At 61.5% G+C, this 26,175-nt stretch carries 21 protein-coding genes; 4 read left to right on the top strand and 17 right to left on the bottom strand.

Features of this window, described 5'->3' with window-relative positions:
- Nucleotides 1-27: 27 nt before the first annotated feature.
- Nucleotides 28-2,457 carry a TonB-dependent siderophore receptor gene (locus AC3WLP_RS08280; RefSeq protein ID WP_088512985.1) on the top strand — a complete coding sequence of 810 codons (2,430 nt, stop codon included), beginning with the start codon at nt 28-30 and terminating at the stop codon, nt 2,455-2,457.
- Nucleotides 2,458-2,696: 239 nt separating this feature from the next.
- On the opposite strand, the gene AC3WLP_RS08275 is transcribed toward AC3WLP_RS08280, so the two are convergent.
- From AC3WLP_RS08275 to AC3WLP_RS08260, 4 genes are read right to left on the bottom strand one after another with little or no spacing between them, the layout of a single operon-like run.
- Nucleotides 2,697-3,854, bottom strand: coding sequence for an osmoprotectant ABC transporter ATP-binding protein OsmV (locus AC3WLP_RS08275; protein ID WP_088512984.1), 1,158 nt, complete (start codon nt 3,852-3,854; stop codon nt 2,697-2,699).
- Nucleotides 3,851-4,504: an ABC transporter permease gene (locus tag AC3WLP_RS08270; protein WP_003248487.1), complete on the bottom strand. Its 654-nt coding sequence runs from the start codon at nt 4,502-4,504 to the stop codon at nt 3,851-3,853. The genes AC3WLP_RS08275 and AC3WLP_RS08270 overlap by 4 nt, the downstream gene beginning before the upstream one ends.
- Nucleotides 4,501-5,412, bottom strand: a complete 912-nt coding sequence (locus AC3WLP_RS08265; protein ID WP_004575997.1) for a glycine betaine ABC transporter substrate-binding protein — start codon at nt 5,410-5,412, stop codon at nt 4,501-4,503. The genes AC3WLP_RS08270 and AC3WLP_RS08265 overlap by 4 nt, the downstream gene beginning before the upstream one ends.
- 13 nt (nt 5,413-5,425) lie before the next feature.
- Nucleotides 5,426-6,139 (bottom strand): ABC transporter permease, encoded by a 714-nt coding sequence (locus AC3WLP_RS08260; protein ID WP_004575998.1) that lies wholly within the window; start codon nt 6,137-6,139, stop codon nt 5,426-5,428.
- 557 nt (nt 6,140-6,696) lie between these two features.
- On the opposite strand from AC3WLP_RS08260, the gene AC3WLP_RS08255 reads away from it, so the two are divergent.
- A complete protein-coding gene (locus AC3WLP_RS08255) occupies nt 6,697-8,280 on the top strand; it encodes a peptide chain release factor 3 (RefSeq protein ID WP_003248481.1) in 1,584 nt (527 codons plus the stop codon).
- 130 nt (nt 8,281-8,410) lie between these two features.
- Here the strand turns inward: AC3WLP_RS08255 and AC3WLP_RS08250 are convergent, their stop codons facing one another.
- From AC3WLP_RS08250 to AC3WLP_RS08235, 4 genes are all read right to left on the bottom strand, one after another.
- The gene (locus tag AC3WLP_RS08250; protein WP_003248478.1) at nt 8,411-9,490 is read right to left on the bottom strand and encodes a polyamine ABC transporter substrate-binding protein; all 1,080 of its coding nucleotides are present in this window, start codon (nt 9,488-9,490) and stop codon (nt 8,411-8,413) included.
- A gap of 52 nt (nt 9,491-9,542) precedes the next feature.
- Nucleotides 9,543-9,884 carry a cupin domain-containing protein gene (locus AC3WLP_RS08245; RefSeq protein WP_012051262.1) on the bottom strand — a complete coding sequence of 114 codons (342 nt, stop codon included), beginning with the start codon at nt 9,882-9,884 and terminating at the stop codon, nt 9,543-9,545.
- Between the two features lie 33 nt (nt 9,885-9,917).
- Nucleotides 9,918-11,324: an NAD(P)/FAD-dependent oxidoreductase gene (locus AC3WLP_RS08240; RefSeq protein WP_088512983.1), complete on the bottom strand. Its 1,407-nt coding sequence runs from the start codon at nt 11,322-11,324 to the stop codon at nt 9,918-9,920.
- Between the two features lie 64 nt (nt 11,325-11,388).
- Nucleotides 11,389-12,213 (bottom strand): AraC family transcriptional regulator, encoded by an 825-nt coding sequence (locus AC3WLP_RS08235; RefSeq protein WP_012051264.1) that lies wholly within the window; start codon nt 12,211-12,213, stop codon nt 11,389-11,391.
- Nucleotides 12,214-12,826: 613 nt separating this feature from the next.
- Between AC3WLP_RS08235 and AC3WLP_RS08230 the strand changes: the two genes are divergently transcribed.
- The gene (locus AC3WLP_RS08230) at nt 12,827-13,693 is read left to right on the top strand and encodes a DMT family transporter (RefSeq protein ID WP_014860058.1); all 867 of its coding nucleotides are present in this window, start codon (nt 12,827-12,829) and stop codon (nt 13,691-13,693) included.
- 75 nt (nt 13,694-13,768) lie between these two features.
- The gene (locus AC3WLP_RS08225) at nt 13,769-13,939 is read left to right on the top strand and encodes a helix-turn-helix domain-containing protein (RefSeq protein WP_207238215.1); all 171 of its coding nucleotides are present in this window, start codon (nt 13,769-13,771) and stop codon (nt 13,937-13,939) included.
- Between the two features lie 366 nt (nt 13,940-14,305).
- On the opposite strand, the gene AC3WLP_RS08220 is transcribed toward AC3WLP_RS08225, so the two are convergent.
- The 9 genes from AC3WLP_RS08220 to AC3WLP_RS08180 form a co-directional block, all read right to left on the bottom strand.
- Nucleotides 14,306-15,274 carry a peptide ABC transporter ATP-binding protein gene (locus AC3WLP_RS08220; RefSeq protein ID WP_003255261.1) on the bottom strand — a complete coding sequence of 323 codons (969 nt, stop codon included), beginning with the start codon at nt 15,272-15,274 and terminating at the stop codon, nt 14,306-14,308.
- Complete coding sequence (locus AC3WLP_RS08215) at nt 15,274-16,242, bottom strand: ABC transporter ATP-binding protein (RefSeq protein WP_003255260.1); 969 nt, start codon at nt 16,240-16,242, stop codon at nt 15,274-15,276. Before AC3WLP_RS08215 ends, AC3WLP_RS08220 begins: the two co-directional genes overlap by 1 nt.
- Nucleotides 16,243-16,252: 10 nt before the next feature.
- Nucleotides 16,253-17,179: an ABC transporter permease subunit gene (locus AC3WLP_RS08210; protein WP_003255259.1), complete on the bottom strand. Its 927-nt coding sequence runs from the start codon at nt 17,177-17,179 to the stop codon at nt 16,253-16,255.
- Between the two features lie 10 nt (nt 17,180-17,189).
- Nucleotides 17,190-18,200, bottom strand: coding sequence for an ABC transporter permease subunit (locus tag AC3WLP_RS08205; RefSeq protein ID WP_003255257.1), 1,011 nt, complete (start codon nt 18,198-18,200; stop codon nt 17,190-17,192).
- A gap of 91 nt (nt 18,201-18,291) precedes the next feature.
- Complete coding sequence (locus tag AC3WLP_RS08200; RefSeq protein WP_178085894.1) at nt 18,292-19,902, bottom strand: ABC transporter substrate-binding protein; 1,611 nt, start codon at nt 19,900-19,902, stop codon at nt 18,292-18,294.
- Between the two features lie 78 nt (nt 19,903-19,980).
- On the bottom strand, nt 19,981-21,360 hold the full coding sequence (locus AC3WLP_RS08195; protein WP_088512981.1) for an OprD family porin: 1,380 nt from the start codon (nt 21,358-21,360) through the stop codon (nt 19,981-19,983).
- 228 nt (nt 21,361-21,588) lie between these two features.
- The gene (locus AC3WLP_RS08190; protein WP_088512980.1) at nt 21,589-23,181 is read right to left on the bottom strand and encodes an ABC transporter substrate-binding protein; all 1,593 of its coding nucleotides are present in this window, start codon (nt 23,179-23,181) and stop codon (nt 21,589-21,591) included.
- A gap of 146 nt (nt 23,182-23,327) precedes the next feature.
- On the bottom strand, nt 23,328-24,953 hold the full coding sequence (locus AC3WLP_RS08185; protein ID WP_088512979.1) for an ABC transporter substrate-binding protein: 1,626 nt from the start codon (nt 24,951-24,953) through the stop codon (nt 23,328-23,330).
- Nucleotides 24,954-25,333: 380 nt separating this feature from the next.
- Nucleotides 25,334-26,050 carry an SIMPL domain-containing protein gene (locus AC3WLP_RS08180; RefSeq protein WP_003255248.1) on the bottom strand — a complete coding sequence of 239 codons (717 nt, stop codon included), beginning with the start codon at nt 26,048-26,050 and terminating at the stop codon, nt 25,334-25,336.
- Nucleotides 26,051-26,175: the final 125 nt, after the last annotated feature.

Here is a 26,175-nt window from a genome sequence, read left to right as displayed (position 1 = left end):
TTCCGCATTCCAGGATGTTTCGACGACGTGAACAACAACAAACCTCTCCCACGCTTTCGCGCCCTGGCGCTGGCCCTGGCGGTCAGTACTGTGGCCCTTGGCAGCCAGGCCGCAGAGGCCGCTAATGCCCTCCACATCCAGGCCCAGCCGTTGGGTTCGGCGCTGAACCAGCTCGGCCAGCAAACCAGCCTACAGCTGTTTTTCAGCCCCGAGCTGGTCGCCGGCAAACAGGCCCCGGCGGTATCGGGCAACCTGGCGCCGGTGCAGGCGCTGCAACAGCTGTTGCAAGGCAGCGGGCTCACCTACGAGATGTCCGGGGACACCGTTGTGGTGAAGCCTCTGCCGACTACCCTTGACCTGGGCAGCGGCAGCCTGGAGCTGGCACCCACCGACATCAAGGTGGTCGGTGACTGGCTGGGTGATGCCCAGCAGAGCGTGGTACAGAACCACCCTGGGGCACGCACCGTGGTACGCCGCGAGGCAATGGTGGAGAAGGGCGCAATGAACGTGCGCGACGTGCTGCGCGGCATCCCCGGCGTGCAAGTGCAGGACTCCAACGGGACCGGTGGCAGCGACCTGTCGCTGAACGTGGGCGTACGCGGCCTTACTTCGCGCCTGTCGCCGCGCTCCACGGTACTGATCGATGGCATCCCGGCCGCCTTCGCGCCGTATGGCCAGCCACAGCTGTCGATGGCACCGATTTCTTCTGGCAACCTCGACAGCATCGACGTCGTGCGCGGTGCCGGCTCGGTGCGCTATGGCCCGCAGAACGTGGGCGGCGTGATCAACTTTGTAACCCGGGCGATTCCGGAAAAGGCCTCGGCAGAGCTGTCCACCACCCTGGAGACCTCCCAGCACGGTGGCTGGAAACATACCGAGTCAGCCTTCGTCGGTGGCACGGCCGACAATGGCATGGGCGTGGCGCTGTTGTACACCGGGGTGAATGGCAACGGTTACCGTGAAAGCAACAACGGCAACGACATCGACGACGTAATCCTCAAGACGCATTGGGCGCCAACCGATGTCGATGAGTTCTGGCTGAACTTCCATTATTACGATGGCCGTGCCGACATGCCGGGTGGCCTGACCCAGGCCCAATACGACAGCAACCCGTACCAGTCGCTGCGCGATTACGACTACTTCGCGGGCCGGCGCAAGGATGTGTCGTTCAAATGGCAGCGGCAGCTCGACGATGCCACCCAGTTCGAAGTGCTGACCTACTACACCGACAGCTTCCGCGGCAGCACCATCGCCTCGCGGGACATGAAGACGTTGTCGTCGTACCCGCGCAACTACCACACCTTTGCCATCGAACCCCGTGTGTCGCGCATCTTCTTTGCCGGCCCAACCACCCAGGAAGTCAGTGTCGGTTACCGTTACCTGAAGGAAGCGATGCGCGAACAATCGACTCGCCTGGCGCTGATCGACAACGTGCCGACGGTGACCCCGACTTCCGACGGCCACGTGTTCCAGGACCGCAGTGGCGGCACCGAGGCCAGCGCCTACTACATCGACGACAAGATCGACGTGGGCAACTGGACCATCACCCCTGGCGTGCGCTTCGAGCACATCAATACCGACTGGCGCGACCGCCCGGTGCTGGACGCCAACAACCGCCCGGTAGCCGAGAAGAAGCGCAGCATCACCAGCAATGAGCCTTTGCCGGCACTGAGCGTGATGTACCACGTTTCCGATGCCTGGAAGGTGTTCGCCAACTACGAGACGTCGTTCGGTAGCCTGCAGTACTTCCAGCTGGGCCAGGGCGGTTCTGGCAACAGTACGGCCAATGGCCTGGAGCCGGAAAAAGCCAAGACCTACGAAATCGGTACCCGTTATGACAATGGCGGCTTTGCCGGTGAGCTGACGGCGTTCTATATCGACTTCGATGATGAGCTGCAGTACATCAGCAACGACGTGGGCTGGACCAACCTTGGTGCAACCAAGCACCAGGGTATCGAGGCTTCGGTGCGTTATGACCTGGCCGGGCTGGACCCGCGCCTGGACGGGCTGTCGGTGAGCGGTGGCTACACCTATACCCGCGCGACCTATGAAGGGGATATCCCAGGGTTCAAGGGCCGAGACCTGCCGTTCTATTCACGCCAGGTGGCCACTGCCGGGGTGCGTTACGCAGTTAACCGCTGGACCTGGAACCTGGACGCCTATGCCCAATCGAAGCAGCGTGCGCCGGGAACCGGGATCAATGCCGATGGCAGTTTCAATGGCGACTACATCACCGAGCCGAGTGCTGACGGGCAGTATGGCGATATTCCGGGTTATGTGACCTGGCATGCCCGCGGTGGGTATGAATTCGGGCCTGAACTGTCCAACCTGAAGCTGGCGGCGGGGGTGAAGAACCTGTTCGACAAGCAGTACTTCACCCGCTCCAGTGACAACAATGCCGGCCTTTACGTGGGTGAGCCGCGGACCTTCTACGTGCAGGCCAGTGTTGGGTTTTGATCCGAGATTGCCGGGGCCGCTTTGCGGCCCTTCGCTCGCTCTTGTAGGAGCGGGTTTACCCGCGAAGGGGCCGGGCCTGCTGGCCAATTTTCACCAGTCGTTCACCGTTGCCGCCACCACCGTATTCGCGGGTAAACCCGCTCCTACACATGATCGGTGGTGGACATACATCGGGGATTGAACACAGGCCGTTGTAGGAGCGGGTTTACCCGCGAAGGGGCGCAAAGCGCCCCCGACGATTACGAAACCACCGCCTCGGCCGGCGAAACGATACTGCTCTTCGCCCCCCGCGATCTCCCCGAGCTCAGGTACGCGGCAATCGACTCCTGCGTCACCTCGCCCAAGAACACCTTCTCGGCATCCAGCACTGGCAACCACGCGCGGTTGAACTCGTACATGCGCGACAACAGGATGCGCAAATGCTCATCGTGCGACGCGGTGGCATTGAACGGCCGCAGGAAATCGCCACACGTCCCTTGCTGGCGGTGCATGTCGCGCCGGCGCACATAGCCCAAGGCCTTGTTTTGCGCATCGGTCACCACCACGTAGCGGCGGTCGTGCTCATCCAGCAGCTCCAGCGCGTCGCCCACCGGCGTTTCAGGGCTCACCGACGGCGCGTTGTCCGCTGCATCCTCGGCACGCACCAGCAACAGGCGTTTGAGGGTGCTGTCCTGGCCCACAAAGTTGCTGACGAAATCATCCGCCGGGTGCGCCAGCAGGGTATCCGGGTGATCCAGCTGCAACAGCTTGCCGGCACGGAAGATGGCAATCTTGTCGCCCAGCTTGATCGCTTCGTCGATGTCGTGGCTGACCATGATCACGGTCTTGTTCAGCGCCCGCTGCATTTCGAAGAACTCGTTCTGGATCATTTCGCGGTTGATCGGGTCGACCGCGCCGAACGGTTCATCCATCAACAGCACGGGTGCATCTGCTGCCAGGGCGCGAATCACGCCGATACGCTGTTGCTGGCCGCCAGACAGCTCGCGCGGGTAGCGTTGCAGGTACTGCTTGGGTTCGAGCTTGATCATGTGCATCAGCTCGCGAGCACGCTCGTGGCATTTCTGCTTGTCCCAGCCAAGCAGGCGCGGGACCACGGTAATGTTCTCCTCGATGGTCATGTTGGGGAACAGACCGATCTGCTGGATCACATAGCCGATGTGCCGGCGCAGGGTAACTTCGTCCAGGCCAGTGGTGTCTTCGCCGTTGATGAACACCTGGCCCGAGGTGGGCGTGATCAGGCGGTTGATCATTTTCAGCGTGGTGCTCTTGCCGCAGCCCGACGGGCCGAGGAACACGCAGATTTCCCCTTCATTGACGGTGAGGCTTACCGAGTCGACGGCTTTGACGTCCTTGCCGTTGACGTTGAAGGTTTTGCTGAGGTTCTTCAGTTCGATCATGAGCGCAGTCCTTCTGGAGTCAGGGCACGTTGCAGGGTTTGCAGCAGCAGGTCGGCGATGATCGCCAGCAGGCTGACCAGTACGGCGCCGACCAGCAGCATCGACATGTCGCTGCGGCTGATGGAAGTCAGGATCAGCACGCCGAGGCCGCCGGCGCCGATGGTGGCGGCAATGGTCATCACACCGATGTTCATCACCACGGCGGTGCGCACGCCGGCGAGGATCACCGGTACGGCGATGGGCAGCTCGACCATGCGCAGGCGCTGGCCGAAGGTCATGCCGATGCCACGCGCGGCTTCACGGATACCGGGCTCGACATTGGTCAGGGCCAGGTAGGTGTTGCGCATGATTGGCAGCAGCGAATAAAGAAACACGGCAGTGATCGCCGGCAAGGGGCCCAGCCCCTGGCCGAACTTGGAGTAGAACGGCAGCAGCAGGCCGAACAACGCAATCGAGGGGATGGTCAGCAGCACTGTGGCGCTGGCCTGCAGCGGGCCGGCCACCGCCGGGAAGCGGGTCATCAGGATGCCCAGCGGCACGCCAACGAGGATCGCCAGGCCGACGGCGATGCCGACCAGCATGATGTGCTGCCAGGTCAGTTGCAGTACCTGGGCCCAGTCGAGGTGGGCGAACGTGTCGAGCAGGCTCATGGCTGTACCTCCTTGAGGGGATGCTCTCGCAGGAATGCGGCGGCCACAGCGGTCGGGTTCTGGTGGTCTACGTCAACCTTGGCATTGAGCTGGCGCATGGTCTCGTCATCGAGCTGCTCGGCCAGTGGCTTGAGCAGGGCGACCAGTTGCGGGTTGGCGTCGAGCACGGCCTTGCGCACCACCGGGGCGGCGGTGTAGTCGGGGAAGTAGTGCTTGTCGTCTTCGAGCAGCTTGAGGTTGAACGCGCTCAGGCGACCGTCGGTGGTGTAGACCAGGCCTGCGAACACCTGGTTGTTGTGCATGGCCGTGTAGACCAGGCCCGCGTCCATCTGGCGGATGTTGGCGCGGCCGACCTGCAGGTCGTACATTTCCTTGAGCCCGACCAGGCCGTCGGGGCGGTTGGCGAACTCGGTGTCCAGAGCCACCAGGTGGTTACGCTTGCGCTCGTCGCGCAGCACCTGGTTGAGGTCGCTGATCGAGTTGATCTGCGGGTAGGCCTCGGCGACCTGCTTCGGCAAGCCGAGGGCATAGGTGTTGCTGAATTTCGACGGGGTCAGCCAGATCAGGTCTTTTTTGGCATCCAGCTCCTTGACCTTGGCGTAGGTGGCCTCGGCACTGGGCATACGCTCATCGATGTGGTTGTAGGACACCAGCGACACCCCGGTGTATTCCCACATCAGGTCGAGCTGGCCGGTTTCCTGGGCCTGGCGAGCGATGCTGCTGCCAAGGCCGGTAGTGACGCGTACGTCAAAGCCGTTGGCGCGCAGGTACTGCGCGGTGATTTCGGCGAGCACGGTCTGTTCGGTGAACACCCGCGCGCCGATGCGCACCAGGGGTTTTTCCGCTGCCTGGGCAACTCCTGCGAACAGCAGGGCCGCGCCCAGCAGCAAGGCGATTCTCTTCTTCATACGTTTCCTATCCTTATTGGGCCAGGCCACGTTCCAGCCAGCGCCTGCTGGAGAAACTCACCGCCGCGTCCAGCACCAGTGCCAGCAGCGCGGTGCAGGCGGCACCCAGCAGCAGCTGCGGCTGGTTGTTCAGGGCGATGCCGGGGAAGATCAGGCTGCCCAGGCTGTTGGCGCCGATCAGGAATGCCAGCGGTGCGGTGCCCACGTTCAGCGCCAGGGCCACGCGTACGCCGCCGACGATGATCGGCACGGCGTTGGGCAGTTCCACCTGCCAGAGTTGCTGGCGCGGGGTCATGCCGATGCCGGTAGCGGCTTCCTTGAGCGAGGCGGGGACGTTTTTCAGGCCTTCGTAGGTGTTGCGCACGATGGGCAGGAGGGACGCGAGGAACAGTGCGAAGATCGCAGGCCCGGCGCCGATGCCCAGGATACTCAGGGCGATGGCCAGAACGGCCAGAGGGGGGATGGTGTTGCCAACGTTGAAGAACTGCATGAAACGCTCGGCTTTGTCGACCCGGTGCGGTCGACTTAACGCAATGCCGGCGGGGATGCCCACGGCCAGCGCCGCCACCATCGAAGCCAGCACCAATACCAGGTGCGCTTGCAGGTAGAACCCAAGATCGTCGCGATAACGCGCGATCGTGTCGATGCCGATCCAGTGGACCAGCAGGGCCAGGATGACGAGCACGGCGGCCCATCCCAACAGCCCCTTTCCGTAGCGTTTAGCCACAGGCGGACTCCTTGTGTTGTCGGCGAGCACACTTCTTGGAAGCCGGCCAATCCTGGCGGCGGGTGGTGTGTTCGCGAGTAGCAGCGAGATGCAAGCCGAAGGCTGCGATCAGGCCATGAGCCGAACCCCGTCGGGCCCGAAAATGCTGATGAAACCAGTCCCCAACCGAAGCGGGTTGCAGGGGAGTGGACGTCTCCGTGGGCGTAAAGGTTCCCATCTGAGGCGGCATTTGGCCAGCGTTAATCGCTGGGTGGCAGGATTTTTGGCGAGAAAAAACAGCGACTTAATACGCTGCAGGCGTTGAAATAACTGCGCTTTGGGCATTTGTCGTGATAAATCGATTGCCTGTTGGATTTCTTTTGTCTGTGCCGGCCTCTTCGCGGGTAAACCCGCTCCTACAATGACTGCACCGCATCCGAACCCTGTGTCGTACCTGTAGGCGCGGGTTTGCCCGCGAAGAGGCCGGCACAGGCGCCATTCATTCGGCAGATTTTGGTCCAGGCCCAACTTCAGGTATGATACTGCCCCTTTCAAATCCCCCAGTCAGGCGATTTCCCATGACCAACCAGGCCGCCGAAGTCGCGAAGCGCCGCACTTTCGCAATCATTTCCCACCCCGACGCCGGTAAGACCACCATCACCGAGAAGCTGCTGCTGATGGGCAAGGCCATTGCCGTCGCCGGTACCGTGAAGTCGCGCAAGTCCGACCGCCATGCCACCTCCGACTGGATGGAAATGGAGAAGCAGCGCGGCATCTCCATCACCACCTCGGTGATGCAGTTCCCGTACCGCGAGCACATGATCAACCTGCTCGACACCCCCGGCCACGAAGACTTCTCGGAAGACACCTACCGCACCCTGACCGCGGTGGACTCGGCGCTGATGGTGCTCGACGGCGGTAAAGGTGTAGAGCCGCGTACCATCGCCCTGATGGACGTGTGCCGCCTGCGCGACACGCCTATCGTCAGCTTCATCAACAAGCTCGACCGAGACATCCGCGACCCGATCGAACTGCTCGACGAAATCGAAGCCGTTTTGAAGATCAAGGCCGCGCCAATCACCTGGCCGATCGGTTGCTACCGCGACTTCAAGGGCGTGTACCACCTGACCGGTGACTACATCGTGGTGTACACCCCGGGCCATGGCCACGAGCGCACCGAAGCCAAGATCATCCAGAAGCTGGACTCGGACGAAGCCCGCGCGCACCTGGGCGACCAGTACGATTCGTTCGTCGAGCAACTGGAGCTGGTGCAGGGCGCTTGCCACGAGTTCAACCAGGAAGAGTTCATCAACGGTCAGCTGACCCCGGTGTTCTTCGGTACTGCGCTGGGCAACTTCGGTGTCGACCACGTGCTCGACGCCGTGGTCGACTGGGCGCCGCGCCCGCTTGGCCGTGTGGCCCACGAGCGCACCGTGGAGCCTGTGGAAGAGAAGTTCACCGGCTTCGTGTTCAAGATCCAGGCGAACATGGACCCGAAACACCGCGACCGTATCGCCTTCATGCGCATCTGCTCGGGCAAGTACGAGAAGGGCATGAAAATGCGCCACGTGCGCTTGAACAAAGACCTGCGTATCGGCGATGCGCTGACGTTCTTCTCCTCCGAGCGTGAGCAGCTGGAAGAAGCCTTTGCCGGTGACATCATCGGCCTGCACAACCACGGCACCATCCAGATCGGCGACACCTTCACCGAAGGCGAGGCGCTGGGCTTCACCGGTATTCCGCACTTCGCGCCGGAGCTGTTCCGCCGCGTCCGCCTGAAAGACCCGCTGAAATCCAAGCAACTGCGTCAAGGCCTGCAGCAGCTGGCCGAAGAAGGTGCTACTCAGGTGTTCTTCCCTGAGCGCAGCAACGACATCATCTTGGGTGCGGTCGGTGTGCTGCAGTTCGACGTGGTCGCCAGCCGCCTGAAGGAAGAGTACAAGGTGGAGTGCGCCTACGAGCCTATCACCGTCTGGTCGGCGCGCTGGATCAGCTGCGATGACAAGAAGAAGCTCGAGGAATTCCAGACCAAGGCCATGGAAAACCTGGCCATCGACGGCGGCGGTCACCTGACCTACCTGGCGCCGACCCGGGTCAACCTGGCGCTGATGGAAGAGCGCTGGCCGGACATCAAGTTCCGCGCTACCCGCGAGCACCATTAAGGCCTGAAATCGGGGCTGCTTTGCAGCCCTTCGCGGGCACGCCCGCTCCCACAGGAATCACCAGACCTGGAGGTCATGTGATACCTGTGGGAGCGGGCGTGCCCGCGAAGGGCCGCTAGGCGGCCCCATTTCAATTTCCGGCTTTGATACTGGTCCAGATTCGCGTACGAATACGGTCGATCTTCGCCGGCATCGCCTCCAGCGCATACAGCTTGCCCATCACCTCGTCGCTCGGGTAAATCATCGTATTACCCTTCATCGCCGGGTCCACCAACCCGTCCGCCTTGAGGTTGCCGTTGGCGTACTGGACGTGGTTGCTGATGTTGGCCATCACCTCCGGCTGCAGCAGGTAGTTCATGTAGGCATATCCGGCCTTTTCATCCGGCGCATCGACGGGCATGGCGACCATGTCGAACCACATCGGCGCGCCCTCCTTGGGTATCGAATAGCCCACCTTCACGCCATTGTTCGCCTCATCGGCGCGGTTCTTCGCCTGCAGCACATCCCCCGAGAACCCCACTACCACGCAGATATCGCCGTTGGCCAGGTCGCCCGTGTACTTGGACGAGTGGAAATAGCTGATGTAAGGCCGCACTTTCATCAGCAGGTCCTTGGCCTTCTCGTAGTCCTTGGGGTCTTGGCTGTGATGGGGCAAGCCCAGGTAGTGCAGGGCGATCGGCAGCAGTTCGGGGCCATTGTCCAGCACCGCGACGCCGCAGCTTTTCAGCTTGCTCATGTACTCGGGCTTGAAGATCAGGTCCCAGGAGTCCACGGGCGCGTTGTCGCCGAGCACCGCCTTGACCTTGTCGATGTTGTAGCCAATACCGGTACTGCCCCACAGGTACGGGAAGCCGTACTGGTTGCCCGGGTCGTTCACCTCCAGCGCCTTGAGCAGCACCGGGTTGAGGTTGTGCCAGTTAGGCAGCTGGGATTTGTCCAGGCGCTTCAAGGCCTTGCCCTGGATCTGCCGGGCCATGAAATGGTTGGAGGGGAACACCACGTCGTAGCCGGAATTGCCGGTCATCAACTTGCCATCGAGGGTTTCATTGCTGTCGTACACGTCATAGGTCGGCACGATGCCGCTGGCTTGCTGGAAGTTCTTCAACGTATCGGGGGCCACGTAGCTGGACCAGTTGTAGATCTTCACCGTTTCAGCGGCGCTGGCCACGCTGGCGGCCAGCATCAGGGGGGCGAGGAGGAAGGTGCGCATGTCGGGTTTACCTTGCTTTGTCTGTTGTTATCGAAGGCAGGCGATCAGCGGATCAGAAAATAAGCACGTAGGTTTTGCGCACGGTCTCCTGGATGTCCCAGGTGCCGGTGCTGTTGGCCGGTAGCATCAATGCGTCTCCGGCTTCTATGACCAGGGGCTCGCCACCGTCGGGGGTGAACGTGCAGCGGCCCTTGATGAAATGGCAGAACTCCTGTTGCACGATCTGCCGCCGCCAGCGCCCTGGGGTGCATTCCCAGATGCCGGTTTCAACGCCATCGCTGCGCTCCACGCAGGTGACTGACGTGACTGCCACGGGTTCGCCGAGCGGTACCGCGACCGGGTTGGAGCTGTCGAGCACGGCAAATTCGGTGTTCTTGAACTGGGTGATGCTCATGACCGGTGGATCCTGTACGAGTGATAAGGGAAGTCAGTGCATGAAGCCTTCCATGAAGTCCGCAACCGAGATGGCCAGGCGCCGCCTCCACGGCGCGCTGGCGGGGTTGGCGAGGGTCCGGTCCTCGTGGACGAAGCTCTGGATGATCGCGTTGTAGCCCAGCCAGCGGCAGGGCTCGGGAGGCCAGCTGGCCAGGCTCGATAGCGGGCGGTTGTCGAGCACCCAGGGTTGCGCCGTCAGCTCGTTGCGCTGGTTGAGGATCAGCGCCGCCAGGGTGCGTCCACCCAGGTTGGTAGCCCCCACGCCTTCGCCGCCGTAGCCGCCGGCAAGGGCGATGCCGCGCTGGCGGTCGCAAAGCATGTGTGGGCGGAAGCGTCGCGCCATGCCGAGGTTGCCGCCCCAGGTATGAGTGATGCGTACCTGTTTGAGCTGCGGGAACAGTTCGCCGAACAGGTAGCGGCGCAGTTCGACTTCGTGTTCGTCGAGGTTGAAGTTCTCGCGCAGACGCCCACCGAAGCGGTAGCCACCGCGAGCACCGAAGACCAGGCGGTTGTCGGCGGTGCGCTGGCCATACGTGACCTGGCGGCTGCTTTCACTGAAGGCTTGGCCCTTGCTCAGGCCAATTTGCTCCCAGGTGGCCTCTGGCAGCGGCTCGGTGGCCACCAGCAGGCTCTGTACTGGCAATTGGTGTTTGCCCAGTGGCGGCAGGCTGGCGGCGTAACCCTCCACTGCAGGTACCATCCATTGGCAGCGAATCTGTGCCAGCGGGGTACGCACCTCGCTCGGCTGCCAGTCGATGGCCGGGGTGTTTTCGTAGATCGTTACGCCCAGCGCTTCCACTGCCCGGGCAAGGCCGCGCACCAGCTTGGCTGGCTGGATGGTCGCCGTGTGCGGGCTGTAGATGGCTCCAAACGCATTGCTGACCCGCAGCTGGCTCCCAAGCTGCTCGGGGCTCAGCCAGCGGTAGTCGTCCTCGGTCATGCCTTGACGATACAAGTCGTCGAGGTAGGCGCGCAGGCTGCGTTCCTGCTCCGGGTAGCGCGCCGCGCAATACAGCACGCCGCCTTTGCGGTAGTCGCAGTCGATGCCTTCGCTTTGCAGCACGCGATGCACTTCATCCGGGATGCCGTGCAGCAGGTCGATGCTGGCGCGGCGCTGTTGCGGCGAGAGGGCACCGAGCAGGCGGTCTTCGCCGAGCAGGTTGCCCATCAGCCAGCCCCCATTACGGCCGGAGGCGCCGAAGCCGGCGATTTGGGCTTCGATCACCGCGATGTTCAGCTGGGGGGCCTGGCGCTTGAGGTAGTACGCGGTCCAAAGGCCGGTATAGCCGGCACCGATGATGCACACGTCAACGTCGAGGTCATTGCGCAGTGCCGGGCGCGCGCACAGCGGCTCGTCGAGCTGGTCCATCCACAGGCTGAGCGTGCGCAGGGGTTGCATCGGGTTCGGCTCCACATCCGTCAAGGTCTGTGGGCGATCGTAGTGGTGTCAGCGGGCAGCTGTCCTACGTGCGTGCACGCAGGGAAATTTGCTTGAGGTAGGCCTTGGGCGTGAGCCCGGTGTGCTCACGGAAGCACTTGTAGAACGCCGACAGCGAGTTGAAGCCGGCACTGAAGGCCAGCTCGTCGATCGTCGCCTCGACGCTGTCGTCGCCGAGGCTGGCCATCAGGTGCTGCAGGCGTGCCTGGTTGACGTAGCGGTAGAAGCTTTGCCCCAGCACCTGGTTGAGCAGGTAGGAAATCTGGTTGCGGCTGTAGCCGCTGGCTTCCGCTACTTGCTGCAGGTCCAGTTCCGGGTCGAGGTAGGGGCGTTGACGCTGGAAGTAATGCTCCAGGTCCTGGGCCATGGTCGACAACTGCCGAGGCGACAAGCCCAGGCGGCTGGTGGCGGGGCGCGGACCGCTGTTGGCGTGGCCTGTGCCGTTCCGGCGGACCAGCGTGGCGTATTCGTTGACCCGCCAGATCAGCCCGTCCCTGACGGTGATCGCCTCGCTGGACTGGAACGCAACCAGGCCGTCGCCGCCCTGCACCGTGACCTGATACTGAATGAATGCGGTGCAGCCATCGACGCGGATGCGGTCGCTGTGGACGATGTCCTCGCCAGCTTCATGGGGCAGGCAAGCGCGTACGTAGTCGCGCAGTTCCTGGTGGCCAAGCACGCGGTTCTGGAAGAAGTCGTGGTACTGAATATCGGGGTGGTAGAGCGCCATGACGCCATCGAGGTCGCGGTGCTTCCAGCAGAGGTGGTAGCGCAGCACGATTTCGGCGGTAAGCGGCGTTTGCTCGGGGCCATCGGGGAGGGTGGTGGCGATCATGGGTGGATAGTGCATTGCAGAACACCCAGGTGCAAGGGCGTGGATCCTGCATATTGCACGGTTTGCTCAGGCGGCTTGTAGGGTAAGCCTTTGATTCTTATGAATGTAGTTTTTTGATACAACTGGCATGGCGGCTGCACCTTTCTTTTCACCATCGAACAAGGAGAAAGGCCATGCGCTCGATACTGCTTTGGATGATTGGGGTGCCGATTCCGGTGATCATTCTGATCTGGTTCTTTATGCATTGAGATTTTGGGGGCCGCTTTGCGGCCCTTTTGCTACAACTCTTCGCTACAAAAGGCGTGTGCAAGGCAGGGCCCGGATGCCGGCTTGAGATCAATAAATCCAATTTGGTGTTCTGATGAACACCAAAGGTCTCGTTGGATTAGTAATATTTAGTGTAGTAAGTGCAAGTGGAGTGTTGTCTGAAAGTTCCTACAGTATTCTCTTGGCACTTGCCGCTATCTCTACAGTACTAACTAACTCGTTAATAATGTTGCTAGGCTGGTGGACGTGCCGAAATACGTTAGTCTGTAGATTCTTGTCAAAATAGGTGTTTGATTTCTGCTGTTTTCCCGATTACTGTCTGAGGAGGTTCAGGAATAATTCATAATTAAGGACCATTGCTATGGACGTATTCATGGGGTTGCTGGCTGCGGTGTTCTGGGGGTGCACCGACTTCTTGGTCGGCGTGAACGCAAGAGCGGTTGGAGTAAAACGGGCGGTATTTTTCGGTCAGTTGCTAGGGCTTTTCTTGATGGCAATCATTATTGCCATTTCAGCCGATCAGTGGCAGAAATTTACTTCTGCGCCCTGGCTCACGATAGGGTTAGGAATTGTCGCCTCTCTATGCACCGTAGTAGGAGCGCTGGCGCTTTCAAAAGCTTTCGCTATTGGCAAGACAGCCATCGTGGCGCCCCTGGTCACTTCGTATGGTGTTTTTACAACGCTGTTGGCATGGCTGGGTGGTGATGCCCTTTCCGCTTGGCAGGTGGTCGGTATCCTTGTCTGCTTTTTCGGCGTGCTGTTGGCCTGCCGCAGCGATAATGGTGGTTTCGATCGTAAGGTCACCAGCGTAATGTCTGTGTGGTTTGCTTTGTTGGCGGCCATGCTTTACGGCATCAGCTTCTGGATTCAGGGGAAATTCACCTTGCCGGCGCTGGGACCGGTGAACATGCTGGCGCTAGGGTATGCGGTGGGGGTCATTTTTTTGATCCATGAAGCCGTCAGGTTTCTGCGGGACCATACGACAATAATGCTGAAGACCTATGGCTCACTGTGCGGGGCAAGTCTTTTCAACTTGGGAGGGTTTTCTGCGTTTTCTTGGGGGGCTCTAAATGGCTCGGTGTCCGTTGTCACCGTCATCAGCACGTTGTCGGGTGGTATTGCCGCGATCCTGGGGTACTTCTTTTTTCGCGAGCGGCTGTCAGTCATCCAGATCGGTGGTGTTAGCCTAGTGTTGTCAGGCGCTTTGCTTCTGCACCTGTATGGGTGACATTTTCTTCGGTATAGAAATTCTAGATTTTGTGGGTGTGCCAATGGCGTATTTCTTCGCTGTGGGGCTGTAGATATGAGTGCTCATAGTAATGGACTATCAAATCTATCTTGCGAAAGTCATGTTGATATGTTGCCTTGCATGGCAGCATTTGCGGTAGTGGTTGAAACTGGAAGTATTGTAGACGCATCTGCCCGATTAGGCTTGACGGCGTCTGCAGTCAGCAAGCAGGTATCAAAGCATTGAAAATGCCTTGTCCCGTACACAAAAAACTGACACTTCCCTGATGGTCGAATCCCGGTATCCGTCCGGCCAACACATCTTCCTGACGGAACCGGCGAAGGCCATGGTGTCCACCTAAAAGTGGACACCATTTCTGACCCATCAAGCGCATTTTCCAGGCCTCAGCGCCGTACCTACAATAAACCTTTCAAAGCCCAGAGTGCGACGAGCCCGGCGCCTCCATCGCAAACATCGCCTTGGACTACAGCCTCAATGGCAACCTCGTCCACAAATGGATTCAGCTCCACAATCAAAAAGCCTTGGTACTTCAGCTGGGCAGCGCAGCAAGCTGCGGTTTTTCGCATTGAGGGCTGCCCAGTTTTCTAACAGTTAAAGAAACTGCTCCGCATAGTGGCACGCAACCTGCCGCGTACTCACCTGCCTCAGCGCCGGCACCTCCTTGGCACACCGCTCGGTCGCATACGGGCAGCGTTTGTGGAACGCACACCCATCCGGCGGGTTCAGCGGGTTGGGCAGCTCCCCGACGATACGAATTTTTGGCTTCAACGGGTCTGGATGAATCGCCGGTGTCGCCGACAGCAGCGCCTGGGTATAGGGATGCAGCGGCTTGTTGTAGATGTCCTCCTTCGGCCCCATCTCCGCCGGCCGCCCCAGGTACATCACCAGTACCTGATCCGCCACATGCCGCACCACCGCCAGGTTGTGCGAGATGAACACGTAGGCGGTGTTGAACTCCTTCTGCAGATCCATGAACAAGTTCAGCACCTGCGCCTGAATCGACACGTCCAGCGCGGAGGTCGGTTCGTCGGCCACCAGCACCTTGGGTTGCAGCATCATCGCCCGGGCCAGGGCGATACGCTGGCGCTGGCCGCCAGAGAACATGTGAGGGTAGCGCTGGTAGTGCTCGGGGCGCAGGCCGACCTGCTCCATCATCTTCTGCACTTTGTCGCGGCGCTCGGCCTTGCTCAGCGAGGTGTTGATCAGCAGCGGTTCGGCCAGTTGGTCACCGATCTTCTGCCGTGGGTTGAGCGAGGCGTAGGGGCTCTGGAACACCATCTGCACATCGCGGCGCAGTTGTTTGCGCTCTGCCTTGCTGGCGCCCTTCACCTCGGTGCCGGCAATTTGCAGCGAGCCGGACGACGGCTCTTCGATCAGGGTCAGGGCGCGGGCCAGGGTCGACTTGCCGCAGCCCGACTCGCCGACCACGGCCAGGGTCTTGCCGGCCTCCAGTTCGAACGACACGCCATTGAGCGCGCGCACCAGCGCATGGCCCTTGAACAGCCCGCGGGAGACTTCGTAGTGCCGGGTCAGCTCCCGGGCAGATAGAACGACGGCCATCACGCCACCTCCTGGTTCAGCGGGTAGAAGCAACGCACCAGGCTGTGGGCCTGTGGGTCGAGGGGCGGGCGCTGGCGCCGGCAATTGTCCTGTACATAGGGGCAGCGTGGTGACAGCAGGCAGCCGACCGGGCGGTCGTAGCGGCCGGGGACGATGCCAGGCAGTGTGGCCAGGCGCTCGGCGCCAATGCTGTGCTCGGGGATCGCGGCGAGCAGGGCTTCGCTGTAAGGGTGGGCGGGCACATCGAACAGTTCTGGCACCTGGCCCACTTCCACGGCTTGGCCGGCGTACATCACGCACACCCGCCTGGCGGTTTCGGCGACCACGGCGAGGTCGTGGGTGATCAGGATGAGCGCCATGTTGCGCTCCTTCTGCAGGTTGACCAGCAGTTCCATGATCTGTGCCTGGATCGTCACGTCGAGGGCCGTGGTCGGTTCGTCGGCGATCAGCAGCTTTGGCTCGCCGGCAATGGCCATGGCGATCGCCACACGTTGGCTCATGCCGCCTGACAGCTGGTGCGGGTAAGCGTCCAGGCGGCTTTCGGCGGCCGGAATCTCGACCTTCTTCAAGAGCTCCAGAGCACGCTGGCGGGCAGCCTTGCCCTTGAGGCCCAAGTGCTGGCGCAGCACTTCCTCGATCTGGAAGCCCACGGTGTAGCTGGGGTTGAGCGCGGTCATCGGGTCCTGGAAGACCATGGCGATGTCCTTGCCCACCACCTTGCGCCGCTGACGGCCGCTGAGCTTGAGCATGTCGGTGCCGTCGAAGGTGAGGGCGTCGGCGGTGATGCGCCCGGGGGCATCGATCAGGCCCATCAGGGCCATCATGGTGACCGACTTGCCCGAGCCGGACTCGCCGACGATGGCCAGGATTTCGCCGGCATCCACCGCCAGGTCCAGGCCATCGACCACCGGTACCGCGTTGGCGTCGCCGAAGCGCACATTCAGGTTGTTGATCTGCAACAGTGACATGGCGTTCTCCTCAGGCGGCGTTCTTGAGTTTCGGGTCCAGCGCATCGCGCAGGCCGTCGCCCATCAGGTTGATTGCCAGCACACTGAGCAGAATGGTCAGGCCAGGCAGGCTCACTACCCACCAGGCGCGCTCGATGTAATCCCGGGCCGAAGCCAGCATGGTGCCCCACTCGGGGGTTGGCGGCTGTACGCCGAGGCCAAGGAAGCCCAGTGCGGCGGCGTCAAGGATGGCCGAGGAGAAGCTGAGCGTGGCCTGCACGATCAGCGGTGCCATGCAGTTGGGCAGCACGGTGACGAACATCAGTCGGGGCAAGCCGGCGCCGGCCAGGCGGGCAGCGGTGACGTAGTCGCGGTTCAGTTCGCCCATCACCGCGGCGCGGGTCAGGCGCACGTAGGACGGCAGGGAAACGATGGCGATGGCGATCACGGTGTTGATCAGGCCTGGGCCGAGGATGGCGACGATGGCCACGGCCAGCAGCAGTGACGGCAGCGCCAGCATCACGTCCATCAGGCGCATGATCGACGGGCCGAGCAACTGCGGGAAAAAGCCGGCCAGCAGGCCAAGGAGAATGCCCGGGATCAGTGACATCACCACTGACGACAGGCCGATCAGCAGCGACAGCCGTGCACCTTGAATCAGCCGCGAAAGCAGATCACGGCCCAGTTCGTCGGTGCCCAGGATGAACTGCCAGGTGCCGCCTTCCAGCCACACCGGCGGGGTCAGCAGGAAGTCGCGGTACTGCTCGCTCGGGTCATGTGGGGCGACCCAAGGCGCGAACAGCGCGCAGAATACCACCAGGCACATGAAGGCCAGGCCCATGACCGCGCCTTTGTTGCGCGCGAAGGCTTGCCAGAATTCTTTGTACGGGGAGGGGTAGAGCAGGCTCTGGTCCACCGGGCTGGCCGGTGACACGGATTTTGTAATCGGGCTAGTCATGGCAAGGGCCTCAGCGCTGATGACGGATGCGTGGGTTGGCCAGGCCGTAGAGGATGTCCACGACGAAGTTGACCAGAATCACCAGGCAGGCGATCAACAGGATGCCGTTCTGGACCACGGGGTAGTCACGGGCACCGATGGCTTCGATCAGCCATTTGCCGATGCCCGGCCAGGAAAAGATGGTTTCGGTCAGCACCGCACCGGCCAGCAGCGTGCCGACCTGCAGGCCGAACACGGTCAGTACCGGGATCAAGGCATTGCGCAGGCCATGGACGAACACCACACGGGCCGGCGACAGGCCTTTGGCGCGGGCGGTGCGGATGTAGTCTTCGCGCAGTACTTCGAGCATCGACGAGCGGGTCATGCGGGCGATCACCGCCAGCGGGATGGTGCCGAGCACGATGGCCGGCAGGATCAGGTGCATCACAGCGTCCTTGAACGCGCCTTCTTCATCGCTGAGCAGGGTGTCGATCAGCATGAAGCCGGTTTTCGGCTCGATGTCGTAGAGCAGGTCGATGCGCCCGGATACCGGGGTCCAGCCAAGGCTCACGGAGAAGAACATGATCAGGATCAGGCCCCACCAGAAAATCGGCATCGAGTAGCCGGCCAGTGATATGCCCATGACCCCGTGGTCGAACAGCGAACCGCGCTTGAGTGCGGCGATTACACCGGCCAGCAGGCCGACGACGCCGGCGAACAGCAGGGCGGCGAAGGCCAGTTCCAGGGTGGCCGGGAACAGGGTGAGGAACTCGCGCCACACGCTTTCGCGGGTGCGCAGCGATTCGCCAAGGTCACCCTGGGCAAGTTTGCCGACGTAGTCCAGGTACTGGACCGGCAGTGGCTTGTTCAGGCCCAGGCGTTCCATGGCCTGGGCATGCATTTCGGGGTCGACCCTGCGCTCGCCCATCATCACTTCCACCGGGTCGCCGGGGATCAGGCGTATGAGCGCGAAGGTCAGCAAGGTGATGCCGAAAAAGGTCGGTATCAGCAGGCCAAGGCGCCGGGCAATAAAACTCAACATTGTCGGGGTTACCTCATCAGGCCGTGGGGCGATCAGCCCGGTACGGCAGAGCCGCCGGTCCCCGTGTGGGTGGCCGACGGTCGTTGTTGTTCTACTTCACCTTGGTGGTGGCGAAGTTGTTGTTGGTCAGAGGGTTGATCACGTAGCCCTCCACGTTGTCACGCATGGCGGTGAACATCTTTGGATGAGCCATGCTGATCCAGGGTTGTTCGTCATCGTACACTTTCAATGCCTCGTTATAGAGCCTTGCACGCTCGTCGTTGTCGATCACTTCGCGGGCGCGGCTGATCAGCTCCTGGAACTTGGGGTTGCACCAGCGCGCATAGTTCTCGCCACTTTTCACTGCATCGCAACTGAGCAGCGGGCTGAGGAAGTTGTCCGGGTCGCCGTTGTCGCCGGCCCAGCCGGTGGACACCAGGTCGGCTTCGCCGTTCTTCGCTCGGCGCAGCATCTCGGCCCATTCCATGACGCGGATATCCAGCTTGAGGCCGATCTGTTTGAGGTCGGCTTGCAGCATCTCGGCGGACAGGCGCGGGTTGGGGTTGGTCGGGCCGCCGCCGTTGCGGGTGAACAGGGTGATTACCGTGCCCTCGGGTACACCGGCCTGACTGAGCAGTGCGCGGGCTTTGTCGAGGTCGCGCGTTGGGTTCTGGTTGTGGGTGTTGTAGCCGATCATGGTGGGGGGGTAAGGGTTTACACCTACCAGCGCGTTGCCTTTGCCAAACAGTTGGTCGACATGGGTCTGGCGGTCGAAGGCCATGTTGATGGCTTTACGCACGCGCACGTCGTTGAGGTATTTGTGCTGGGTATTCATGGCGATGTAGCCGGTGACCAAGGCCTCGATTTCTTCAACCTTGAGTTTCGGGTCTTGCTTGATCGACGGCACGTCATCGGGCTTGGGATAGAGCGCCACCTGGCACTCGTTGGCGCGCAGTTTTTGCAGGCGCACGTTGCTGTCGATGGCGATGGCGAACACCAGCGCATCGGCCGGCGGCTTGCCGCGGAAATAGTCCGGGTTGGGCTTGAAGCGGACCTGGGCGTCCTTGTTGTAACGCTGGAAAATGAAAGGGCCGGTGCCGATCGGCTTGCTGTTCAGCTCGGCGGTCTTGCCAGACTTGAGCAACTGGTCGCCGTATTCGGCGGAGTAGATCGAGGTAAAGCCCATGGCCATGTCGCGCAGGAACGGCGCTTCCGGTCGGCTGAGGGTAATCACCACGGTGTGCTCGTCAGCCTTGCTGACTGACTTGAGCAGTTCCTTGAACCCCATGCTCTCGAAGTACGGGTAGCCGACGCTGGTCTTGTCATGCCAGGGGTGGTTCGGGTCGAGCTGGCGATTGAGGCTCCACAGCACGTCATCGGCGTTGAAGTCACGAGTTGGCTTGAAGTAGTCGGTGGTGTGGAACTTCACCCCCTGACGCAGATGGAAGGTGTAGGTCAGACCGTCGGCTGAAATGTCCCAGCGCTCGGCCAGGGCCGGCTGGATCTCGGTGGTGCCGGGTTTGAAGTCGACCAGGCGGTTGAACACTGTCTCGGCCGAGGCATCGGCGGTGACTGCGGTGGTGTACTGGACGATGTCGAACCCTTCCGGGCTGGCTTCTGTACACACCACCAGCGGTTTGGCCGCCAGTTGCGTGGCGCCGCCCAGAAGCAGCGCGACCAGGGCTAGGCGCAACGGCCGCGATTTCATGAAAGCTCTGTGCATGTGTTGAAAACTCCCTGCTTGCATTGGTTCCAGCGTAGCCGCCCCGGCCCGCAGCGAAACGGGCCAGGGCGTCGACGGTCAGAGAATGTTGAACGGAATGGTGGTGACCACGCGGAACTCATCCAGGCTGCCATCGCCCTGGGCCTTGCTGGCGCGATGGGTGGTGTAGGTGGCGCGGATGCTGGTGTCTTTCAGCGGCCCGCTCTGCAGCGCGTAGCTGGTGCCGATACCCCACTCATAGTGGGTTTCGCCATCCAGGCCATTCACGTCGTAGGCAGTGCCGCGGTAGTGAGTGCCGTCGATACCCCAGCCGCGGGCGTTGTACAGGTTGAACTTCAGGCCAGGTACGCCATAGGGCGCCATGTTCAGCACATAGGAAATCTGCAGCGATTTCTCGTTGGGGCCGTTGAAGTCCGACAGCAGCGAGTTGGCCAGGAAGATGCCGTTGGTTTCGTGCAGGTAGTCGAAGTACTCATTGCCGTTGACCTGCTGCCAGGAGGCGCTGAGGGTGTGGGCCTGATGGGTCAGGCCCAGTGACAGGCTGTAGGTGTCGTTGTCGATCTTGCCCATTTTCTGGCTGCCGGCGTCGACGGTCTTGTAGTAGTTCAGGCCGGTGCTCAGGCTGAGCACTGCGCTGTCGCCGAGCACATGGTTGGCGCCGAAGTAGTACTGGTTCCAGAAGTCGTCGACCTTGGTGGCGTACAGGCTGGTACTCAGGCTCTTGAACGGCTGGTAGTTGATGCCGGCGGTGCTGGCACGGTCGGTTTCCACGCCGGTGGCGCTGTACTCGCTGCGGAACTTGCTGAGGCTCTGTTCGGTACGTGGCGAGACGCGGTCGAAGGTGCCCAGGTCGAGGCTGAGGTTGTCGAATTCAGCGCTGTGCAGGAACGCGCCCTGGAAGCTCGAGGGCAGGGCGCGGTTGCCGATGTAGGCGATCATCGGCGTGTCCACCGACTGGCGGCCAAGGGTAAGGGTGGTGTTGGACACGCGCGCCTTGATATTGCCCAGGCCCAGTTTGCTCCACTGGCCGATGGGGTCGCCATCGCTGTGGGTGAGGGTGCGGTTGTTGGGGCCGGCAATGGCTTCGCGGCTCTGCTGCAGGGCGATGGCGTTGTAGCCGGCAGCCTCGACGGCGAAGCCCACGGTGCCCTGGGTGAAGCCGGAGCTGTAATTGAGGATGGTGCCCTGGACCCAGTTTTCACGGTTGTGGGTGTCGTGGCGGGTGCCGTCGTTCTTGTAGTACTTCCACAGCGGCGCGCGTGCTGCACGTTCGCGGGCATACCAGTTGCGGGTGCTGCCGGACAGGCTTTGGCCGTCGATGAAGCCGCTGGCTTGCGCTTGCTCGCTGCTGCTTTTGAGGGTGAGCGGGAGGTAGTCCTGGCTCTGCGGATCTGCCTGGGCCACCGTGGAAAAGGCACCGATGGATAACGCCAGTGCGGTCAAGGTGAATACTTTCAAGGTTAAAGCTCCCTTTCTTTTCTAGTTATGGCCGGCCTTGTGGGCCGGGTGATTGCTGCGGTGTTGCCAGGGGTGCCGCGGGATCGCCGGGCAGAATCGGGGCGTTGTGTTGGCCGTTCTGGCCTCGTCGCGGGCAAGCTCGCTCCCACAGGTAGGGCGCAGTGTCCGAACCTGTCGAGATCCTGTGGGAGCGGGCTTGCCCGCGAAGAGGCCGGTACTGGCTAACGCTTAATCAACACTCACACCGGAAAAATCATTGCGCCCAAACGGGCTGACCTTGAACTGGGAAACCTTGACGCTAAGCGGCTGGCTCACGGTGGAATGCGCCACCGGCGTAATCGGTACCTGCTGCTTGAGCCGCTGCTGGGCCTGCTGGTACAGGGCGGTGCGTTGCGTACGGTCGGTCACTTGCTTGGCCTGCTTGACCAGGCTGTCGTACTGCGGGTCGCACCACTGCGAGTAGTTGTTGCTGCCGATGGCATCGCAGCTGTAGAGGGTGCCCAGCCAGTTGTCCGGGTCGCCGTTGTCACCGGTCCAGCCGATCAGGGCGATGTCGTGCTCACCGTTTTTCATGCGCTTGAGGTATTCGCCCCATTCGTAGCTGACGATGCGCACCTTGAATCCGAGCTTGCTCCAGTCGGCCTGGAGCATTTCGGCCATCAGCTTGGCATTGGGGTTGTACGGGCGTTGCACCGGCATGGCCCACAGGGTGATCTCGGTGCCAGGTTTGACACCCGCCTGCTGAAGCAGCTGTCTGGCCTTTTCCGGCGCGTACGGGGCGTCCTTGATGCTGTCGTCATAGGACCACTGGGTCGGTGGCATGGCGTTGACCGCCCGTTGGCCGGCGTCCTGGTACACCGCCTGGAGGATGGCTTTCTTGTTGACCGCCATGTCCATTGCCTGGCGCACTTCCAGGCGGTCGAAAGGTGGGTGCTGGGTGTTGTAGGCGATGTAGCCGAGGTTGAAGCCTGGTTGCTGGAGCACCTGCAGCGTGCTGTCGGCCTTGAGCGCCGGCAGGTCGGCCGGGCGTGGGTGCAGGGTCACCTGGCATTCGTTGCGGCGCAGCTTCTGGATGCGCACCGAGGGGTCGGTATTGATCGAGAACACCAGGTTGTCGATCTTCACCTCGTTCGCTGCCCAATAGTCCTTGTTGCCCTTGTAGCGGATCTGCGAATCCTTCTGGTAGCGCTGGAACACGAACGGCCCGGTACCGATAGGCTGCTGATTGATGTCGCTGGGGCGTCCACTGGCCAGCAGCTGTTCGGCGTATTCAGCGGAGAGGATGGAGGCGAAGCTCATGGCCAGGTTCTGGATGAACGCGGCATCGACGGTGTTCAGGGTGAACACCACGGTCAATGGGTCGGTCTTCTCGACACGGGCGATGTTCTTGTCCAGGCCCATGCCGTTGAAATAGGGAAACTCGGTAGGGTAGGCCTGACGGAACCGATGCCCCTTGTCGAGCATGCGGTTGAAGGTGAACAGCACATCGTCGGCGTTGAACGTGCGGCTCGGGCTGAAGGCCTTGTTGCTGTGGAACTTGACCCCTTCACGCAGGTGGAAGGTGTAGCGCAGGCCGTCGTCGGACACCTCCCAGTGCGTCGCCAGGGCCGGGTGCACGGCGGTGCCGCCACGTTCGAACTCGACCAGGCGGTTGTAGATGGGTTCGGCGGCGTCGTTGTCGGTGGCGCTGGTGTACTGGGCGGTGTCGAAGCCGGCGGGGCTGCCCTCGGAGCAGAACACCAGATTGTTGGCCAAAAGGGCCGGGGATTGGCTGATCAGGCCCAGGGCCAGCAGCGCGGAAAGGCGGGTAACGTGGCGCATGGCAAATCCTTTTTCATCTGTTCGCGCCGCCTCCGGGTACGAATGGCGGCAACAGTTCGTCGCCCCCGCAGCGTATGGCCGCAGGACGACATGAAGAGGTGGCGGGGGTGAAGGGCACCCGCGATTCAGCGGGTGCCTCAGTCAGCCTATTTGTCCACGCTGACGCCGTAGAAGGAATTCAGCGCGAACGGGCTGATCTTGAAGTCCTTCACCTTGGCGCTCATGGGCTGGTAGACGGTGGAGTGGGCGATCGGGGTGATCGGTACCTGCTCCTTGAGGATGTGCTGCGCCTTCTGGTACAGCTCGGTACGCTTGGCCTGGTCGGACGTGGCCTTGGCCTGCTTGATCAGGTCGTCGTAGGGCTTGTAGCACCACTTGGAGAAGTTGTTGCCATCGACGGCATCGCAACCGTAGAGGGTACCCAGCCAGTTGTCCGGGTCACCGTTGTCACCGCTCCAGCCAATCAGCATGGCACCCTGTTCGCCGCCTTTGGAGCGCTTGATGTACTCGCCCCATTCATAACTGACGATCTTCGCCTTGATACCGATCTTGGCCCAGTCGGACTGGAGCATTTCGGCCATCAGTTTGGCATTGGGGTTGTACGGGCGTTGCACGGGCATGGCCCATAAGGTGATTTCGGTGCCTTCCTTGATGCCGGCTTCCTTGAGCAGTTGCTTGGCTTTCTCGGGGTCGAAGGCGGCGTCCTTGATGCTGTCGTCATAGGACCACTGTGTGGGCGGCATGGCGTTGACCGCCAGCTGGCCGGCGCCCTGGTACACCGACTCGATGATCTTTTTCTTGTCCACGGCCATGTCCAGCGCCTGTCGGACTTTCAGCTGGGCCATGGGGTTGGCCTCGTTGCTACCCTTGATCTTGTCCATCACGTTGTAGGCGATATAGCCGAGGTTGAAACCGGCCTGCTGCGGCATTTGCAGGTTCTTGTCGGCTTTTAGCGGCTCGATGTCGGCCGGGCGTGGGAACAGGGTGACCTGGCACTCGTTCTTTTTAAGCTTCTGCATGCGCACCGAGGCGTCGGTGGTGATGGCAAAGATCAGGTTGTCGATCTTCACGTCCTCGGGCTTCCAGTAGTCCTTGTTGCCCTTGAAGCGGATCTGCGCGTCCTTCTGGTACTTGCTGAACACGAACGGGCCGGTGCCGATCGGCTTCTGGTTGATGTCGGCGGCCTTGCCATTCTTGAGCAACTGGTCGGCGTATTCGGCGGACTGGATCGAGGCAAAGCTCATGGCCAGGTTCTGGATGAACGCGGCGTCCACCTCGTTGAGGGTGAACTTCACCGTGTGCTCGTCAAGCTTCTCCACCTTGGCAATGTTCTTGTCCATGCCCATGTCGGTGAAGTATGGAAACTCGGTGGGGTACGCCTTGCGGAACGGGTTGTCCTTGTCGAGCATGCGGTTGAAGGTGAACAGCACGTCGTCGCCGTTGAACGGGCGACTGGGCTTGAAGTAGTCGGTGGTGTGGAACTTGACCCCTTCACGCAGGTGGAAGGTGTAGGTCTTGCCGTCGTCGGACACTTCCCATTTGGTCGCCAGGCCCGGGATGACCGCAGTGCCGCCGCGCTCGAACTGGGTCAGGCGGTTGAACACGGTCTCTGCCGAGGCGTCGAAGTCGGTCCCGGTGGTGTACTGCCCCGGATCGAAGCCGGCTGGGCTGCCTTCGGAGCAGAACACCAGGTTGGATGCGGCAACGGCCGAAGGTGCGCCGCTGAGCAAGCCTGCACCCAGCAGGAACGGAATGACTGCGTGTTTGAGCATGGTGGCCTCATTGTTGTCATTTTTTGGATGAGGTGGCCTCGTGAGCCGACCTGCGGATACTTATGCAGGGGGTGTTCCCAATGCAACAGGTACAAGGATAGTTGGCGTCAGAAAAGTGGTACGACCGTACATGGATGTCGCATCGGTATAACTTTTGGCGAAGTTAAACGTTTGCGTAGGCAAAATGATGGCGTTTTGCGCGATGTTTCTAGGCAAGGATAAACGTAGGACGCACCTTGATGGTGCGTAAGAAAGGTCTGAAAATCGTGAAAATGGCGCGTTCACCTGTAGGAGCGGGTTTACCCGCGAACACGGGCGAAGCCCGTGCCATCCACCGCCGTGTCTTGCTCGCGGGCTCCCACAGATGATGCGTGGACGCCTTATGGCATCTGCACTTCGATCAGGCCATCGGCATTCATGCTCACTTCACTGGTGCCCGCCTCGATATCTGGCGCCGGTGCTGCTTCATCAGCCCCCATGGCCTTCATCGCCATCGGCGCGCTACGCAAGTACGGGCGCGGGTAGCCGCTGCTGTTGAGGTTCAGGCTCACCACTTTGTAGCCTTTGCCACCCAGCGCTTCAGTCGCCAGTTGCGCGCGTGCCTTGAAGGCATCGACCGCATCCTTGAGCAGAGCATCCTCGCTGGCCTTGCGCGTGGCCGGGGCGATGGAGAAGTCCATGCCAGCCATTTTCAGCTCTTGCAACAAATCGGCGGTAAGCTGGGACAAGGCCGGGAAGTTGGCGCTTTCAAGGCGCAGTTCGGCGCGTTCGCGCCAGCCGGTAATTTTCTGGCCCTTGCTGTCATACACCGGGTAGCTGTTGCGGCTGCCTTGGCTGATCTTCACGTCCTTGACCTGGCGTGACTGCTGCACGGCCTTGTTCATGGTTTCGGTAATCTGCTTGGCGAGCTTGCCCGGGTCGCTGTTCTGCGCTTCGCTGTACAGGGTCACGACCATCAGGTCGCGCGCCACTTCCTTGCTGACTTCGGCACGCAGCGATACCTGGTTGAAACGCGGTTCATCGGCGGCCAGTGCCGGGAGGCTGGCGAGCAGGCCGCAAGACATGATCAGGGCGGCGCCGCGACGTGGGATTTGCATGTGGTACTCCTTGGCATTTGAAGGCGTGGGGGCTGGTCATCCATTCCACGCATGGCCCTTAGGACCGGCAACAGTGTAGTGGGTTCAAAAGTGCCATCATGAACCTGTGACAAAGTGTGGCGCTT

The organism is Pseudomonas sp. FW305-E2, from assembly GCF_058782925.1.
Note: the sequence above shows the minus strand (reverse complement) of the source record. Positions and strands in the feature narration are given on the sequence as shown.